Here is a 16,255-nt window from a genome sequence, read left to right on the forward strand (position 1 = left end):
CGACCCCTCTCAGCGCGCCGCCGGCGCGCGGTTCTCGGCACTGACCATCCACGCGAGCTGCTCGAGGCGCTCGAGCACCGCGTGGAGGATGTCGGCGCTCGTCGGGTCCTCGTCGTCGACCTCGTCGTGCACGTCGCGGCAGGTACCGATCGTGGCCTCCAGGCGCTCGGTGATGAGGTCGATGACCTCGCTCGTGTCGATCTCGCCCTGCGGGAACTCCGGCAGCGTGGTCGTCTCGGCGACGGTGTCGCTGCGGCCGTCCGGGAGCGCATGCAGCGCCCGCATCCGCTCCGCGACGGTGTCGCTGAACTCGCGGGCGGCGTCGATCACCTCGTCCAGCTGCAGGTGGGTGTCACGGAAGTTGCGGCCGACGACGTTCCAGTGCGCCTGCTTACCCTGCAGCGACAGCTCGATCAGGTCGACGAGCACCTTCTGCAGGTTGTCGCTGAGTTCCTGGGATGCGGTGAACCCGCTCTCCGCGTTCTGCTCCTCGGTGAGCCCGGCTCCGGCTCCGCCCTTCGCGGGGCGGCGGCGGTTGCGCGTGGTGCTCGATGCGTTCGTGGCGGCCATGTCGTCCTCCTTCGTCGTCGAGGACGGGTCGTGCCCGTCGCTCGGTGTCTGACGGTGCGACGCTAACCCCGGCTCGTGGCGCGCCGCCGGGGGTTGTCCGCCCCGCCACAGGTTGCTAGCGCTCGTGCGCGGCGAGCCGCCTAACCTGCCCGCGCGCGGCACGCAAGCCTGCCCCGACCCGGGTCCGGGCCGCCTAGCGTGGCTGCCGTGTCCCGCCCCTCCTCCGATCTCTCGTCCTACGCGGCGATCGGCGACGGCCGGACCGTCGCGCTCGTGGATCGACGCGGCAGCATCGACTGGCTGCCGGTGCCCAACCTCGACTCCGTGCCGGTGTTTGCACGCATCCTCGATGCCGAGAACGGCGGATGCCTGGAGATCACACCGGTCGGCGAGTTCGAGGTGCGTCGCCGATACGTGGCGCGCACGAACGTGCTGCAGATGACCTTCATCACCCCGACGGGTACCGCCCGCCTGACGGACGCGATGGTGACGGGTGTCGCCGGGCGACTTCCCTGGGCGGAACTGGCCAGGCGCGTGGAGGGCATCGACGGCGAGGTCGCCTTCACCTGGCGCGTGCAGCCGGGTACCCGCCTGAACACCGCGGCGCCCTGGGCGGAGCAGCGCGACGGTGCGACGATCCTGCGCGTCGGCGAGACCTCGCTCGCGGTGGTGGGTCAGAACCATGGCGGCCCGACGACCGTCGATGACGGCGCGGGCCCGCGCGTCGAAGGGGCGTTCACGACCTCGAACAACTCGCGCCACCTGCTCGTGGTGGTCGCGACCGACGGCGAGCCGCTGCACCTGCCGCATCCGGAGAACGTCGACCGCAGCATCGACCGCACGGTCGAGGGGTGGCGTGCGTGGTCGCGGGAATTCGGCTATGAGGGCCCGTGGCAGGCCACCGTGCAGCGCAGCGCGCTCGCACTGAAGCTCCTGGTCTACTCCCCCACGGGAGCCATCGCCGCCGCCGCGACCACGTCGCTGCCGGAGAACCCCCGCGGTGGCAAGAACTGGGACTACCGCCTCGCGTGGGTGCGCGATCTCGCCTACACCGCTCACGCGCTCGTTCGTTTCGGCCTCCGCGAGGAGACGCACGCCGCGATCTCGTGGCTGCTGCGCACCATCCGCGACAACGGGCCCGACCTGCACGTGCTGTACACGCTGCGCGGCACCCTCGCGCAGGACGTCACCGAACACGACGCGCCGGGCTGGCGCGGGATCGGCCCTGTCGTGACCGGCAACCCGGCGCACGGACAGCTCCAGCTGGGCGTGTACGGCGACCTCTTCGCCATCTGCCGCACCTATGTGGATGCGGGCAACGTGCTGGACGTCGCCACCGGCCGCATGCTCGCCGCCATGGCCGACCGCACGTGCGACGAATGGCGTAAGCCGGACTCCGGGATGTGGGAGCTTCCCGAGATACGCCACTACACCTCTTCGAAGATGGGCTGCTGGCAAGCGCTGCGCGATGCGGTCGTGCTCGCCGAGGCGGGCGCCATCCCGGGAAGCGCGGAGCGTTGGGCGTCCGAGCGCGACCGCATCGCGGCGTGGATCGCCGAGCACGGCTGGTCGGAGGAGATCGGGGCGTACGTCATGCATCCGGACTCCGCAGACGTCGACACCTCGGTTCTCCTGCACGCCGAGAGCGGGTTCGACCGCGGCGAGCGGATGTCGCAGACGATCGACGTGCTCACCGAGCGGCTCGGCGCAGGTCACCTGCTCTACCGCTATACCGGGATGGATCAGGAGGAGCACACGTTCGTCGCCTCCGCGTTCTGGCGGGCCGGTGCACTGGCGTGCGTGGGACGCCACGAGGAGGCCGTCGCCGCGATGGACGACCTGGTCGCCCGCGCCAACGACGTCGGCGTCTACGCCGAGATGATCTCGGAGCACGACGGCGCCGCTTGGGGCAACCTGCCCCAAGCGCTCAGCCATCTCGCCGTGATCGGCGCAGCCCTCACGATCCGCGACCTCGTCGCAACGGAGGTGCTCGATGGCCGCTGAAGCCCGCATCTTCCGGCGCCTCGATGCGATCCTCGTCGAGAGCATCTTCTGGGATGACCGCACCGACGAGCTCGTCTGGGTCGACATCACGCGAGGCACCATGCACCGCGCCCGACTGGACGGCCCGGAGGACGGCTCCCGCGACACGGTGGTGCGGCTGCCGGCGCCGATGAGCGCCGTGCAGCCCGCCGCATCCGGCGGGTTCGTCGCCGCGTTGAAGGATCGCGTCGTCCTGCTGGATGCGCACGGCACGATCCTGCGCACGGTCGCCGTCCTGCCCCACGCGCACCCGGGCATCCGCAGCAACGAGGCCAAGGTCGATCCGTTCGGACGTTTCGTGGTCGGAGCGATGGATCTGACCACCGGCGCGCCCGATGCGAGCCTCTTCCTCGTCGACGCTGCGGGCACCGTGCGAGCACTCCGCGGCGGTTTCGGCGTCGCCAACGGCTTCGAGTGGTCCGACGATGCGCGGACGATGTACGTCACCGACACGGCCACGCGAACGGTCTACCGCGCTACCTACTCGCGGCAGGCCGAAGCCCTCGGCGAGCTGGAGCCGTTCCTGGTCGGCGAAGACTCCGACGGACTCGCCCTGGACACCGAAGGACGATTCTGGAACGGCGTCTACGGCGCGGGGCAGGTCGTGCGGTGGTCACCCGACGGGCGCGTCGACGCCCGCATCCGGATCCCCGCGCCGCAGGTGACCTCCGTCGCCTTCGGCGGACCGTCGCGCAATCTGCTGTTCGTCGGCACCGCTCGCGAGCAGCTCACCGAGCAGCAGCTCGTCACGGCGCCCCTCAGCGGGTCGATCTTCGTGATCGACACGGGCGCCGAAGGGCGGCCGGCACACACGTTCGGACCGATCCCGTCCGAAAGCGAATGAAAGGACACCCACATGGATCTCGGCATCGCAGGCAAGAAGGCCCTCATCACCGGTGGCGACTCGGGCATCGGCTTCGAGACAGCCAAGCTCCTCCTCGCTGAGGGAGTGACCGTCGTGCTCACCGACCGCGACGCGCACAAGCTCGAGGAATCCGCTGCGCGCCTCGACGCGCCCGAGGGTCGGCTCCACACGTTCGCCGCCGACATCACCGACCTCGAATCCGTGGCCGAGCTGCATCGCAAGACGACGGATGCGGTGGGCGCCATCGACATCCTGGTGCAGTCTGCGGGTATCACGGGCGCGCAGGGACTGTTCCACGAGATCGACGACGAGGGCTGGACGTCGACGATCGAGACCGACCTGCTCGGACCGGTCCGCGTGATCCGGGAGTTCCTGACGGATCTCCGCTCCGGCGGATGGGGGCGCCTCGTGCTCCTCGCGTCCGAGGATGCCGTGCAGCCCTACGACGACGAGCTGCCCTACTGCGCGGCGAAGGCCGGCATCCTGGCTCTCGCGAAGGGGCTCTCACGCAGCTATGCCTCGGAGGGGCTGCTCGTCAACGCCGTCTCCCCCGCTTTCATCCACACGCCCATGACGGACGCGATGATGGAGAAGCGCTCGAAAGAACGGGGCGAGTCGTTCGACGAGGCGATCGCGTCGTTCCTCGACGAGGAGCGGCCGTACATGGAGCTCGGTCGCCGGGGCGAGCCTGAAGAGGTCGCGTCGGTGATCGCCTTCCTCTGCTCGGCGCGCGCCTCCTTCGTCAACGGGTCCAACTACCGCGTGGACTCGGGATCGGTCGCCACGATCTGACGATCAGCCGTCGGCAGCGCCGGAGCCGGCGAGGTCCTTGCGCAGGAAGACCTCGTCCTCGCCTCCGGCGCCGCCGGCGGCCTCGGTGATCACGTAGCCCTGACGTTCGTAGAGGCGGATGTTCGCCTCGCTCAGCCGTCCGGTGAACAGCTCCGCCGTGCGGGCGCCCGCGCGGCGTCCGCGCTCCTCGACCGCGTCCAACAACGCCGAGCCGATGCCTCCGCCCTGTTGATCGGGTGCGATGGCCAGCCGCCCCACGAGCAGCACATCGCCGTCGATGCGCGCGCGGATCGCGCCGATCATCCTCCCGCCGCGCCGCGCGACCTGGCCCAGGTTGTCCCGCAGCTCGTAGGCGACCTCCTCGAGCGTCTGGGTGAACACCGGCATGTCGACGTCGCGGTAGATCAGCGCCTCCTGCACGAAGGCGGCGCGCTGCAGGGTCAGGACCTCGCCCGCATCCTCTGGCGAGATCGGATGGATGTCGATGTCATCGGCGGTCATGCGTGCTCCTGTCGGTCGAGGCCTCCCGCCATCTTGCGCGCACGCACCGGGGCCGGGCCAGCTGTGTGCCGACCCGGCCCCGGTGGTGTAAGCCCGTCGCTAACGGCAGGTCGTCGACGGCACGAGCGCGCTCTGCGTCGTCGTGCGCCCGTCGGCGGCTCTCGCCGTCACCGTCACCGTCTGCGCGGGCGTCGCCGCCAGACGCGTTGTGAACGCAGCCGATGCAGAGGTGCCCGCAGGCAGGGTCAGCACCTTGTTGCCATAGGCGCCGACGATCGTCGCGGTGATCGTCGCCGGATCGGTGTTGGTGACCGCGACCGACTGCACGACCTTTCCGGCGAGGCATTTCGCGGCGGTCGTCATCGCGAAGGCGACCCCGAGCGTCACCGTCGGCGAAGCGGACACGCTCACGCGTCCATCGCTGTAGCCGTCGTAGGTGGCGGTGACGGCGCCGACCTGGGCGGGAACCTCGATCGAGGCCGCCCCATCCGACAGCGTCGCGCTCGCACTCCAGCCGGCACCGGCGAAGGTCACCGTGCCGGCGACCTGACCGGCGTCCGCAGCCTCGACGTGCGCGGTGAGGGTGCGCCCGGATGCGGTGAGCGTCGTCGTCGAGGCGACGGCGGCCACATCCGTCCACCCGTGCAGGGCAGTGAGCACTGCCTGCGAGACGTTGACGAACGAGCCGTGACGAGGGCTGGCGGGCAGACCTCCCACGGGTCGCACGTTCCAGTCGGCACGGCGTGAGATCCGGTCGTCGCGGTTGCTGCTCGCGATCTCGTCCCCGGTCGTGACGAACGCGCGGTAGCCGCCCGATCCGTAGTTGTCGACGAGGAACACGTAGCCGTCGTCGTCGGCGGTGTTGTTCGGGTCTCCCGCGTTCAGCTTGACGATCTGGGGCCCCTCGCCCGCCTGGCCGGTCTCCAGCCCCGTCATGTGCGTGTCGATCAGCTGCCACCCCGTCTCAGGGTCGGCATTCCAGTCGGAGCGGGTGGTCTTCGCGGTGAGCACCTTCGAGCGTTCGAGGAAGATGTCCTTGCCCGCCTCGAGCCCGTCGGCGGCTCCGCCGTCCTCGTTCTTGGTGAACCGGTAGTAGTAGTCGCCGATCTTCTGCACCGTGGAGTCGATCCGCGCGTAACCGGTGTTCTGCCACTCGGCGGGCGGGTACGTGAAGGTGCGGAAGTCACGCGTGAGCACGGTGAACACCCGGGCGTGGAGGTTGTCGCTGTTCGTCTTGGACGCGTCCGAGTACAGCCGCGACGAGAAGTGCACGACGTACGACTGCAGGGCATCGTCCCAGTACGCCTCCGGCGCCCACGTCATGCCGGCGGCCGGCTGGTTGACGGTGATCCCGGTGTTCGCGTCGTTGGTGCGCTTCCAGTGCACCATGTCGGTCGACTCCCACACCTCGATCTTCAGGCTGCCCTCGGACTGTGCCGGGCCCCATCCGGTACCGCAGCTGATGCAGAGGTCAGTGGCGACCATGTAGTACTTGTCGCCGTCCTTCGAGCGCAGCACGTACGGGTCGCGCAGGCCCTTCGTGTCGGTCGTCGAGGTGATGACGGGATTTCCGCCGTTGACGGCCGAGAAGGTGAAGAAGTCGTTCCCGCTGGTCGCCGCCTGGTAGATCTTCTCGTCGCCGTCGGACTTGAAGTACGCGGCCGCGTAGCCGGCGTCCGGCGCCCAGCGGCCGTGCTCGGCGACGGTGACCTGGAAGGTGCGCTCGGCCGAGCGGCCGTTCAGCGTGGCGGTCGCGGTCAGCGTGACGCTGCGATCGCCCGCGCCGTAGGCCGGCCGGGTGACGATGCCGCCACCCGCGAACGGGTCCGCCGAGCCCGCCGCCGGCGCCGTGTAGGCCGGATCCGTTCCCGTCACCAGAGCGGGGTCGGACGAGGTCCAGGAGATGGCGGCGCCGTTGACCGCGCCTTTGGTCGCCAGCGGCAGGTTCTCCGTGGTGCGCGTCGCCAGCACGATCGCGTCGAGATCGCTCGCCACGGACGGCGCGACGACGGTGACCTCGAACGTCAGCGTGCCCAGCGAGCTCGTGGCCGTGAGCGTCACCGGAGTGTCCTGGGTGACGGTGCGCGAGACGACCCCGGTGGTGGACACCGTCTGCGGCGAAGAGGACGCCCACGTCAGCGCGACACCGTTGACCGTGCTCGCGAGCGTCAGGTTCGTGGACACCCGCTCGAGCGACGGGTTCGCCCCCAGCATGGTGGCGAGCACGTCACCGCGCAGCAGCGCTGCGGTGGCCGAGCTCTTCTCCTGGGCGCTGGGCATGCTGGCGCGCACGTCGTCCGCGCTGAGGGCTGCGTCCCAGAACTTCACGTCGGAGACGTCGGCGCGCAGCAGCGCGTCCCCCTGATAGAGGGAGCGTCCGAGGTACCCGAGGATGTTGCCGCTCGGGATGATGGAGCTCAGCGAGCGGGTGTGCGTGAGGGTCGAGATCACTGCCCCGTCGCGATAGAGCGTGAGCGTGTTGCCCTGACCCACCATGGTGAGGGTCGTGAACCCGGGATTCAGACCGCCGCCGGCCGGCATCCGTGTCTCGCCGTTGTCGCTCCCGGACTTCACCCTGATCGCGGCGAGCGCCTGGTTGACGTAGCCGCCCTGCGATGAACGCGGACTCAAGAAGATGTGATTCCCGAGCTGCGTCGTGTTCCACGGGCCCACCCCGTCGCCGATGACCCAGCCGAAATGGTTGGCCGAGGTCTGGGTGGCGACGGTGTACTCGACCGTGAAGTCGTTGTCGGTGCCGGTCACGAGCCCCTTGGGCAGCGACGCGTAGCCGTCGGCGCGGAAACGGAGCACGGCGTCGCCGGCCGCATCCGCGAACGAGGCGTCGGTGAAGCCGGTGAGCGTGGCGTTGCGGCCGTTGCCCGAGACATCGATCAGGGACGAGCCCTGGTGGGACATGTCGTAGTGGGCGGTGGGAGCAGGAATGTCCGCGGCCTGCGCGGCGAGCGGGGCACCGAGACCGGTGACGGTCAGCGCCGTACCCAGCACGGATGCGGCGAACGCGCTGATCCTGCGGTGCCGGCGCGCTGGGGTGGCGGATGAGGGCGGGGAGTTTCTCGTCATCGAGAGTCCTGTTCGTCTCGAGCGATCGATCGGCGCAGCGGCCGACGTCGCATCGGATGCGGTGTTCAGTTGTGGATCCGCCCGCGTGCGGGCGCGACACGGCGTCGGGACGGACAACGCATCCGTCCCGACGCCGTGTCCGGGGTCATCTGCGACGTCTGGCCGTCAGCACCCGCTGCAGGAGCACGAAGACGAGCAGGATGCCGCCGGTGATGATCGTGAGGTACTCGGGGCGGATGGAGCCGTCCTTCGTGATGATCATCCAGAGGGTCGCGAGCACGAGAGATCCGACGACCGAGCCGAGCACGTACCCCGCTCCGCCTGTGAGCAGCGTGCCACCGATGACGACCGCCGCGATCGCGTCGAGCTCCCAGCCGATGGCCGTGACGTTCTGCGCCTTGCCGCCCACCTCCGCCGTGTAGACGACGGCCGCGAGACCCGCCAGCGCTCCGCTGATGATGTAGATCGACACCCGGGTGCGAGCGACCGGCAGACCCATCAGCTGCGCCGAGGACTCCGCGCCGCCGATGCCGTAGATCGTGCGCCCGGAGCGGGTGCGGTGCAGGAAGAAGAACGCGCCGATCACGACGAGCACCGCGATGAAGAACCCGGGCGTGAGCACGAGGTCGTTCACCTTGGGGCCGTCGATGAGCTTGAAGTCGGTCGCCAGCAGCAGGATCGGCGAGTCGTCGGGCGCCTGCACGGGCACCGTCGACAGGATCGACGCGAGACCGCGCGCCAGGAACATCATGGCAAGCGTCGCGATGAACGGCTGCACGTTGAAGTACTGGATGAGCACGCCGGAGACGAGGCCGAACAACGCACCGAAGACGATCATCAGCACGATCGCGAGCCACCCGTTCACGCCGATGTTCATCAGCATGACGCCGGCGACCGAGGTGAAGGCCACGACGGCGCCCACCGAGAGGTCGATCCCGCCGGAGAGGATGACGATCGTCATCCCGACGGCGAGGATGATCGTCGGCGCGAAGCTGACGAGCAGGCTCGACATCGTGCCCATGTGGAACACGCGCCCGTAGGCGAGCTCGGCGTAGACGAGCATGGCGATCAGCAGGAGCACCGCCGCGAGCGACGGGATCACCGACTGGCTGCGGCCCCAGATGCGGGCGAATCCGCGAGAGGGTGCCTTGTCGAGGTCGATGGACGAGGTCGAGACGGACGCGCTCACGCGACAGCCTCCTTTCGGGAACGGGTGCGCCCGAGTCGGAGCACGTAGCCCCGCACCCGCTCGGACTGCAGGAGAACCAGCACCACGATGACGATCGCCTTGAAGGCGGGCGTCGCGGCGGCCGAGATCCCGAGGAAGAGGACCGTCTTGTTGAGTGTCGCGATCAGGAGGGCCCCGACCGTGGATCCCAGGATCGAGAACTTGCCGCCGGCGAGCGACGTCCCCCCGATGACGACCGCGAGGATCGCGTCGAGCTCCATCTGGTAGCCGGTGCCCGAGACGTCCACAGTCATGACCTCCGAGACGGTGAACAGACCGCCCGTCGCCGCGAGCACACCCGAGAGGACGTACACCGCGATGAGGATGGGCCGCGGCCGGATGCCGGCGAGGCGGCTCGCGGCGGGGTTCACGCCGATGGACTCGATCATCAGACCCAGCGCCGTGCGGCGCATGATGACCGAGACGAGAACGACGATCACGATCGCCGCGACGAAGCTGATCGGCAACCCGAGTATCTGCCCGTTCGCGATCTGCCGGAAGGGCTCGTTGGTGGCGTTGGTGTTCTGGCCTCCAGTGATGACGCGGGCGATGCCGCGACCGGCCAGCATCATCACGAGGGTGCTGATGAAGGGCTGGAGCCCGATGACGGACACGAGCAGACCGTTGACGAGACCGAGGACGGCCCCCAGCAGCAGCGCGATGCCGATCGCGGACAGCATGGCACCCACCGATGTCGGCGCACCCGCTGCGGACAGGCTCTCCATCGCCGCGGCGCCGCCGACGGCCATGATCGAGCCGACCGACAGGTCGATGCCCTTGGTCGCGATGACGAAGGTCATGCCGAGGGCGATCATGATGATCGGCGCCGAGACGCGGAGGATATCGAGCAGGTTCCCCGCCAGCATCCCGGTCGTCGGGTTGATGCCGACCGACAGATAGGTGGGGTCCTTGATGACGTTGAGCGTCAGCAGCAGGACGATCCCGACGATGCCCCAGAACCAGGGCGTGCGCACGAGCGTCTTCAGGAAGGACGTCATGAGAGCTCTCCTTCGGCGAGCGCCTCGGTCTGGGCCTCGGCCTTCTCTTCCGTTTCGGCAGCGATGATCGAGACGATGCGCTCGGCCGTCACGTCGGGGCCGTTGACGACCTCGCCGATCTTGTCGTGGTCCTTGAGGATGACGATGCGCTCGGACAGGCGGACGACCTCCTCCAGCTCGGAGGAGATGAAGACGACGCCCATGCCGCCCTCGGCGAGCTCGGCGACGGTCTCCTGGATGTCGGCCTTCGCACCGACGTCGATGCCGCGCGTCGGCTCGTCGAGCAGCAGCAGCTCCGGCTCCGTGGCCAACCAGCGCCCGAGGAGGACCTTCTGCTGGTTGCCGCCCGACAGCAGCCGGATCGGCCGATCGGGGTCGTTCGGTCGCACGCTGAAGCGCTCCATGTAGGTCTTGACCAGCGCGTCGACCTCGCGAGCCGGGACGCGACGCAGCCAGCCCCGCTTCGCCTGCAGCGCGAGCATGATGTTCTCGCGGACGCTCAGGTCGCCGATGATGCCGTCATCGCGGCGGTTCTCGGTGGAGTAGGCGATCCGGTTGGCCAGACCCGCGACGGGCGAGGCGATGTTGGCCTTCTTGCCCCGGATGCGCACGGTGCCGGAGTCGGCGCGGTCGGCGCCCATGATGAGTCGGGCAAGCTCCGTGCGTCCGGCACCGAGAAGTCCCGCGAAGCCGACGACCTCGCCGCGGTGGATCTCGATGTCGGTCGGGTTCAGCGCACCCTTGCGGCCGAGACCTTCCGCGCTGTACACCGGGGTGTCGGTGCGGTCGCGTTCGTCGACCTGACGGTTGGAGCCGAGGGCGCGCAGCGCGTCCAGGTCCTTGCCGATCATCTTCGAGATGAGCTGCGTGCGGTCGAGTTCGTGGGTGAGGTACTCCCCCACGAAAGCGCCGTTGCGCAGGACCGTGATGCGATCGCTGATCGCGTACACCTGGTCGAGGAAGTGGGAGACGAAGAGGATGGCGACGCCCTGGTCGCGAAGGCTCCGGATGACACCGAAGAGCACCTCGACCTCGGCGGAGTCCAGGCTCGAGGTCGGCTCGTCGAGGATGAGCACCTTGGATTCGGTGACCATGGCGCGGCTGATGGCGACGAGCTGCTGGAGGGCGATCGAGATGGAGGCCAGCGGGGCGCGGGGGTCGAGGTGGCCGAGGCCCATGCGCGCCAGCGCCTCGGCGGCGCGGGCGTGGGTCTTGCGCCAGTTGATGCCGAGCGGGCCGCGCACCTCGTGGCCGAGCATGACGTTCTCGCCGATCGTCAGGTTCGTGCAGAGGTTGACCTCTTGGTAGACCGTCGAGATCCCCGCATCCTGCGCGGACTTGGTGCCGGTCAGGCGCCTCTCGACGCCACCTACGAGGATCGACCCGGAGTCGATCTGGTAGACACCGGTGAGCGCCTTGATCAGCGTGGACTTGCCCGCGCCGTTCTCACCCATGAGGGTGTGGACCTCTCCGGGCAGGAGTCGGAAGTCGACGGCGTCGAGCGCTTTGACGCCGGGGAATGTGATCGATGCGCCGCGGACTTCGACGATCGGGGGTGATTCGGTCATCACTGACGAGCTTCCTCGCTACGGGGCTGATGCCCTCGGGTGCCGGACAGAGAGCGGGGATCGCCCGGGGCGATCCCCGCTCTGCCTGCCGGCGCGGTTTAGTGCGGGCTCTCGGCGCTCAGAAGGCGAGGCCGTCGGCCAGCGCCTTGTCGGCCGCCTCGGGCGAGTCGAACGTGGCGCTCTTGACGATGATGGTCGAGTCGACCTTGTCGCCCGCGAGGGCCTTCTTCACGGCGTCGACAGCGTCGGTGCCGAAGAAGGGGTTGTACTGAGCGACGAAGCTCAGGTCGCCCTTGGACAGAGCCTCGAGCGCACCCTTGGTGCCGTCGATCGTGGCGATCTTCACGTCGGTGCCGGGCTTGAGGCCCGCCGCCGTCACGGCCTGCGCAGCGCCGATGCCCATCTCGTCGTTCTGAGCGAAGATGAACTGGATGTCGTTGTTGTTGGCCTTCAGGACGGTCTCGATGACCGACTTGCCCTCATCCGTCTTCCAGTTGGCGGTCTGCGCGCCGACCTTGTTCCAGCCGGACTTGCCGCCGAGCGCCTCGTCGAAGCCCTCGTTGCGCTCGTTGACGACCGACAGACCCGGGACACCCTCGAGCACGAAGTAGTTGGCGCCCTCCGGGAACGCGGTGGTCGCCCACTCGCCGACGGACTTCGCGACCTGCACGTTGTCGGGCGCGATACGGGTGACGTAGAGGTCCTCGGGAGCGTCGACACCGCGGTCGAGCAGGATGACCGGAATCTCGGCCTCCTTGGCCAGCTTGAGCGAGTCCTCCCAGCCCGACGCCTCGGTGGCGGTGAGCAGGATGACATCGACCTCGTCGTTGACGAAGGTCGAGAAGGCGTCCAGCTGCGACTTCTGGTCGCTCGGGCTGGCAGCCGGGGCGTACTTGAGCTCGAAGCCGGCGTCCTCCGTAAAGGCGTCCTTGATGGCCTGCTCGTTGGCGTTGCGCCAGCCGCCCTCGGGACCCACCGCGACGAAGCCGACGGTGGTGAGCTCGCCGCTGCCGCCGCTCGCCTCGCCGCCGGGCTCTGCGTCACCGCTCGAGCAGCCGGCCAGCCCCAGCGCGAGAGCACCCACGCCGATGAATCCCAGCATGCCCAGTGCGCGCTTGTTGTGTGCCATGTGATCTCCTCCTTGAGACTCCCCGACGCTCATCGTCGAAGAGGTGGTCCGTGTGCCCCCCAGCGGGAACGTCGGGTAGCCACATTGTGCGCGCTAACAAAGTGACTTCGCAACTCTTTCGGGGCGATTCGTTACTTTTCCGTTACCGCGAACATTTGTTGCGCATAACAACGCGTGCCAGCGACTCAGTCGCGCGGCGCGGGAGCCGTGGACGCACGCACGACCAGAAGCGGCGCGATGCGATCGTGCCGAGTGTGATCTTCGCCGTCGATGGCGGCGATCACGAGCTGCAGAGCGAGCTCCCCCAGGGCCGAGAAGTCCTGGCGGACGGTCGTCAGCGGAGGCAGGAAGTGCCGCGCATCCGGGACGTCGTCGAAGCCGATCACGCTGACGTCCTCCGGCACCCGAAGGCCCTGATCGACCAGCCCGTGCACGAGACCGAGCGCCATCTGATCGTTCGCGGCGAACACCGCCGTGGCACTGCCGGGATCGAACGCCTTCCCCACTTCGTAGCCGTAGTCCGAGGTCCAGTCGCCGATGATCGCCTCGCCCGCATCGAGTCCCGCGGCGGCCAGCGATTCACGCCAGCCCTGCTCACGCTCCCTCGCGTCGTACCAGTCCAGGGGCCCCGCGAGGTGCGCGATGCGGCGGTGACCGAGCTCGATCAGATGGTCGACCGCGAGTCGTGCGCCGCTGCGCTGGTCCACGGCCGCCGTGTGCCACACGTCGTCGGACTCGGCCTTGATGACGATCGTGGGAAGCCCCGTGCTCTTCTGCCGCAGCAGTTCGAGCGAAGATGCGCGGGGGGCGATGACGCACAGTGCGTCCACCCCCTGGGTCACGAGCTCCACGACTCCGGCGTCCAGCTGCGCGTCGTCATCGTCGTCGATGGAGAACGCGCTGATGGCATAGCCGACGTCGCGCGCTGCGGCTTCCAGGGCGCGCAGCGTGCTGTTCGGACCGAACTGCACCGGACCGTCGACCAGCACCCCGATCCGCATCGCCCGCCGCGTCGCCAGCGCCCGCGCGATCGAACTGCGGGTGTAGTTCATCTCCTCGATCGCCTTCAGCACACGCTGGCGTGTCGAGTCGCGGATGTTGGGATGGTCGTTGAGGACCCGCGAGACGGTCATATGGGACACGCCCGCATGCTTGGCGACGTCGTAGATGCTGGGCCGCTGCCAGCCTCGCGTCAGCTCTGACACGCACCGTCTCCGGAATCGGATGCGGGCGCGGTCTTCGCGCGGCGGGAGGCGGCCGCACGCAGTGCCAGCGCGGCGCCCAGCGCGAGGAGCACAGCTGCGGCCCACAGCACCGGTTCCGTCGGAGGCAGACCGCTGGCCGCCAGAGACCCGACGCCCTCGGCTCCCGAGCCGCATCCGCTCGCGCACTCGATCGGGGTGATCTGGACGCTGACGCCGATCGTCCCCGGGTCAGCGTCGACGTCGGCCGCGTGAGCGGGCATCGTCACCGCGGCAGCCGCGATCGTGCTCGCCAGTGTGGCCAGCACCGCGCCCCAGCGCTTCATGATGCTCCCACCCGGTCGGTCATCTCATTCCGTCCCTCTTCGCGCCCTCGTTGGAGCGCGTCGTCGATCATGGCGGAGATCCGCCTCCGGGAGCGTGATCGTCGCCACAGGATAGCCCAGACGACAAGACCCGCCCCCAGCAAGATCGCCAACTGCGGCCACGGTACCGCCCAGACCGCCGCGTCGGCGGAAATCGGTGCAATGGTCGCATCCGTGTCGGAGATGGTGAGAACCTCCGGCGCGAGGGTCACGGTTGCGCTCAGGAGCCCCCAGGGCCACACCTCGTCGACCTCGACCGTGATCTCGCGGCGATCACCGGGCAGCAGCTCCTGGGCCTGCTGGCCCTCCTCGGGGAAGGCGACCGTCCGACCGCCGACCGACACCGCGCCGGCAGCGACGAGGCGCGTGTTGCCCTCGTTGACCACCTCGAAGGAGACCTGCGCCTCGCCCGGGCGCAGCGGGTTCCACGACAGCCGGTAATCCCCGGCGAGCGAGTCCAGGGAGGCAGCCGGGGTGATCTCTCCCGTCACGCGGGTCAGAACCCGGAAGCCGACCCTGCTCTCGACGCCGACACTCGCCCCGCCCGCGGCGCTGCCCGCCGAAAGAACGGATGCGGTGACACCCGCCGCATAGTCACCGGGCTCCGCACGCTCGGGGACCGCAACGGAGAAGGGAACGACGACGCTCTCGCCGGCGGGAACCGTGACGGCGGCGGGCGCGGAGATCCACGTACCGGCAGCGGTCGACGCGCCCGCATCCGCGAGGATGTCGAAGCGACCGGCCGGTGTGAAGAAGCCGTCTGCGGCGGTGATCCGGAAGGTGATCTCCTGCTCGCTGAGGTTGCGCACCGCGAAGTGCTCGTCCACGCGCTCCCCCGGATCCAGCTCGTGTTCGACCGCGCGCCGCCCGTCGGCGCCCGCGGCATCCGCGGGCGTGACCGACCAGCGCACCGGGTCGTCCTCGGCCGCGGCGGCCGCGACGGGGACGAGAGGCACGAGCATGGCCGCGAGCGCGGCGACGGACACCACCGACGCCCGGATCGCGGACGGCAAGGTGAGAAGGCGTGGGAACACAGCAGTCATCCTGGGGGAAGGGGCAGAAGAGCCGTCACCGACTCCGGGAGTCCAGCGCGCTCGAGGCGAGCGCGAGGCCTCAGGACAGCTCTTCCCACAGGGTGAGCGTGATCGTGCCGGAGTAGCTGCCCGGCGTGACATCCTTCGGGGTCTTGAGCAGCAGATCGGCGGTGGCCTGCCAACTGCCGGCGGCGCTCTGCGCGTCGAAGGCCGTCGCGAGGAACTCGGCCTGCGTGAGACCGAGGTTGTTGGGGCCCTCATCCAGGACGGTGTCGACGTCGGGGCCTTCGGCCACGTCAGCGCTCTGGGTCAGCATCTTCGGCTTCCAGCCGAGGTAGCCCGGATCGATCGAGGCGTCGGGGCCCGCCGTCAGCGCACTCGCCTGGCCCGTCACGTACCAGGCGGAACCCGCGGGGATGTTGTCGCGGTCGTCGGTCACGGTCACGGTCGGCAGCGCTCCGGTGAACAGGCGCTGGTCGGGGTCGGCCGACTCCCCCTCGGTCAGCACGGCGGAGCCGGAGGCGACGCTCAACGTGAGCGCACCGGTACTGGGCAGCGCCGCGATATCGACGGTGACATCGACGTCGTCGTTGCCGATCTCGTCCGCCACGGCCGCTCCCGCGGCGCCGATGAGAAGTGCGCCGCCGACCAGGCCGACGGCGGTCCGGGCGAGAAGGCCCTTCTTCATGGTGTGTCTCCGATCTCCGGCGAGGCGGCTGCGCTGCGCCGAGCTGCAGGACGGCCGGACTCTCCGGTCGCCGGATTGCCCGAGAGGGCGGCGGTCGCGACCGCATCCTTCTCGGTGAAAGGGGTGCCCTCGCCGCGGGCGGTCGCGACGTCGGGCCGAGGGCCGGCGTGCGCAGCGAGCATCGTGCACCT

The 16,255-nt window shown here is 69.3% G+C and carries 15 protein-coding genes; 3 read left to right on the forward strand and 12 right to left on the reverse strand.

Going from position 1 to position 16,255, the window contains the following annotated elements:
* Positions 1–9 precede the first annotated feature (9 nt).
* Positions 10–570, reverse strand: a complete 561-nt coding sequence (locus PQV94_RS11885) for a Dps family protein (protein WP_234074791.1) — start codon at positions 568–570, stop codon at positions 10–12.
* A gap of 207 nt (positions 571–777) precedes the next feature.
* On the opposite strand from PQV94_RS11885, the gene PQV94_RS11890 reads away from it, so the two are divergent.
* From PQV94_RS11890 to PQV94_RS11900, 3 genes are read left to right on the forward strand one after another with little or no spacing between them, the layout of a single operon-like run.
* Positions 778–2,574, forward strand: a complete 1,797-nt coding sequence (locus PQV94_RS11890) for a glycoside hydrolase family 15 protein (RefSeq protein WP_274286026.1) — start codon at positions 778–780, stop codon at positions 2,572–2,574.
* The gene (locus PQV94_RS11895) at positions 2,564–3,457 is read left to right on the forward strand and encodes an SMP-30/gluconolactonase/LRE family protein (RefSeq protein WP_274286027.1); all 894 of its coding nucleotides are present in this window, start codon (positions 2,564–2,566) and stop codon (positions 3,455–3,457) included. Before PQV94_RS11890 ends, PQV94_RS11895 begins: the two co-directional genes overlap by 11 nt.
* Positions 3,458–3,469: 12 nt before the next feature.
* Positions 3,470–4,270, forward strand: a complete 801-nt coding sequence (locus PQV94_RS11900; RefSeq protein ID WP_274286028.1) for an SDR family NAD(P)-dependent oxidoreductase — start codon at positions 3,470–3,472, stop codon at positions 4,268–4,270.
* A 3-nt stretch (positions 4,271–4,273) separates the two neighbouring features.
* Here PQV94_RS11900 and PQV94_RS11905 read toward each other — a convergent pair whose 3' ends face one another.
* From PQV94_RS11905 to PQV94_RS11955, 11 genes are all read right to left on the reverse strand, one after another.
* Positions 4,274–4,771, reverse strand: a complete 498-nt coding sequence (locus PQV94_RS11905) for a GNAT family N-acetyltransferase (protein ID WP_274286029.1) — start codon at positions 4,769–4,771, stop codon at positions 4,274–4,276.
* A gap of 99 nt (positions 4,772–4,870) precedes the next feature.
* Complete coding sequence (locus tag PQV94_RS11910) at positions 4,871–7,852, reverse strand: immunoglobulin-like domain-containing protein (RefSeq protein WP_274286030.1); 2,982 nt, start codon at positions 7,850–7,852, stop codon at positions 4,871–4,873.
* 145 nt (positions 7,853–7,997) lie between these two features.
* Entirely contained in the window at positions 7,998–9,041 is a 1,044-nt protein-coding gene (locus PQV94_RS11915; protein WP_337994358.1) for an ABC transporter permease, read from the reverse strand.
* Positions 9,038–10,078, reverse strand: coding sequence for an ABC transporter permease (locus PQV94_RS11920; protein ID WP_274286031.1), 1,041 nt, complete (start codon positions 10,076–10,078; stop codon positions 9,038–9,040). Before PQV94_RS11920 ends, PQV94_RS11915 begins: the two co-directional genes overlap by 4 nt.
* Entirely contained in the window at positions 10,075–11,646 is a 1,572-nt protein-coding gene (locus tag PQV94_RS11925) for a sugar ABC transporter ATP-binding protein (RefSeq protein ID WP_274286032.1), read from the reverse strand. Before PQV94_RS11925 ends, PQV94_RS11920 begins: the two co-directional genes overlap by 4 nt.
* Before the next feature lie 118 nt (positions 11,647–11,764).
* Positions 11,765–12,775 (reverse strand): ABC transporter substrate-binding protein, encoded by a 1,011-nt coding sequence (locus PQV94_RS11930; RefSeq protein WP_274286033.1) that lies wholly within the window; start codon positions 12,773–12,775, stop codon positions 11,765–11,767.
* Positions 12,776–12,960: 185 nt separating this feature from the next.
* A complete protein-coding gene (locus PQV94_RS11935; protein ID WP_274286034.1) occupies positions 12,961–13,980 on the reverse strand; it encodes a LacI family DNA-binding transcriptional regulator in 1,020 nt (339 codons plus the stop codon).
* Positions 13,968–14,303 (reverse strand): hypothetical protein, encoded by a 336-nt coding sequence (locus tag PQV94_RS11940; RefSeq protein ID WP_274286035.1) that lies wholly within the window; start codon positions 14,301–14,303, stop codon positions 13,968–13,970. The genes PQV94_RS11935 and PQV94_RS11940 overlap by 13 nt, the downstream gene beginning before the upstream one ends.
* Complete coding sequence (locus PQV94_RS11945) at positions 14,300–15,376, reverse strand: hypothetical protein (protein ID WP_274286036.1); 1,077 nt, start codon at positions 15,374–15,376, stop codon at positions 14,300–14,302. The genes PQV94_RS11940 and PQV94_RS11945 overlap by 4 nt, the downstream gene beginning before the upstream one ends.
* 79 nt (positions 15,377–15,455) lie before the next feature.
* On the reverse strand, positions 15,456–16,064 hold the full coding sequence (locus PQV94_RS11950) for a hypothetical protein (protein ID WP_274286037.1): 609 nt from the start codon (positions 16,062–16,064) through the stop codon (positions 15,456–15,458).
* Positions 16,061–16,246: a hypothetical protein gene (locus tag PQV94_RS11955; RefSeq protein ID WP_274286038.1), complete on the reverse strand. Its 186-nt coding sequence runs from the start codon at positions 16,244–16,246 to the stop codon at positions 16,061–16,063. Before PQV94_RS11955 ends, PQV94_RS11950 begins: the two co-directional genes overlap by 4 nt.
* Between the last annotated feature and the right edge of the window lie 9 nt (positions 16,247–16,255).

Source organism: Microbacterium sp. Clip185 (assembly GCF_028743715.1).
Classification (GTDB): domain Bacteria; phylum Actinomycetota; class Actinomycetes; order Actinomycetales; family Microbacteriaceae; genus Microbacterium.

Bases quoted from the DNA above. Each gene is read 5' to 3' on its own strand.
- PQV94_RS11910 (WP_274286030.1), bottom strand. From the start codon at position 7,852: ATGACGAGAAACTCCCCGCCCTCATCCGCCACCCCAGCGCGCCGGCAC.
- PQV94_RS11940 (WP_274286035.1), bottom strand. From the start codon at position 14,303: ATGAAGCGCTGGGGCGCGGTGCTGGCCACACTGGCGAGCACGATCGCG.
- PQV94_RS11905 (WP_274286029.1), bottom strand. From the start codon at position 4,771: ATGACCGCCGATGACATCGACATCCATCCGATCTCGCCAGAGGATGCG.
- PQV94_RS11930 (WP_274286033.1), bottom strand. From the start codon at position 12,775: ATGGCACACAACAAGCGCGCACTGGGCATGCTGGGATTCATCGGCGTG.
- PQV94_RS11895 (WP_274286027.1), top strand. From the start codon at position 2,564: ATGGCCGCTGAAGCCCGCATCTTCCGGCGCCTCGATGCGATCCTCGTC.
- PQV94_RS11955 (WP_274286038.1), bottom strand. From the start codon at position 16,246: ATGCTCGCTGCGCACGCCGGCCCTCGGCCCGACGTCGCGACCGCCCGC.
- PQV94_RS11900 (WP_274286028.1), top strand. From the start codon at position 3,470: ATGGATCTCGGCATCGCAGGCAAGAAGGCCCTCATCACCGGTGGCGAC.
- PQV94_RS11925 (WP_274286032.1), bottom strand. From the start codon at position 11,646: ATGACCGAATCACCCCCGATCGTCGAAGTCCGCGGCGCATCGATCACA.
- PQV94_RS11885 (WP_234074791.1), bottom strand. From the start codon at position 570: ATGGCCGCCACGAACGCATCGAGCACCACGCGCAACCGCCGCCGCCCC.
- PQV94_RS11950 (WP_274286037.1), bottom strand. From the start codon at position 16,064: ATGAAGAAGGGCCTTCTCGCCCGGACCGCCGTCGGCCTGGTCGGCGGC.
- PQV94_RS11920 (WP_274286031.1), bottom strand. From the start codon at position 10,078: ATGACGTCCTTCCTGAAGACGCTCGTGCGCACGCCCTGGTTCTGGGGC.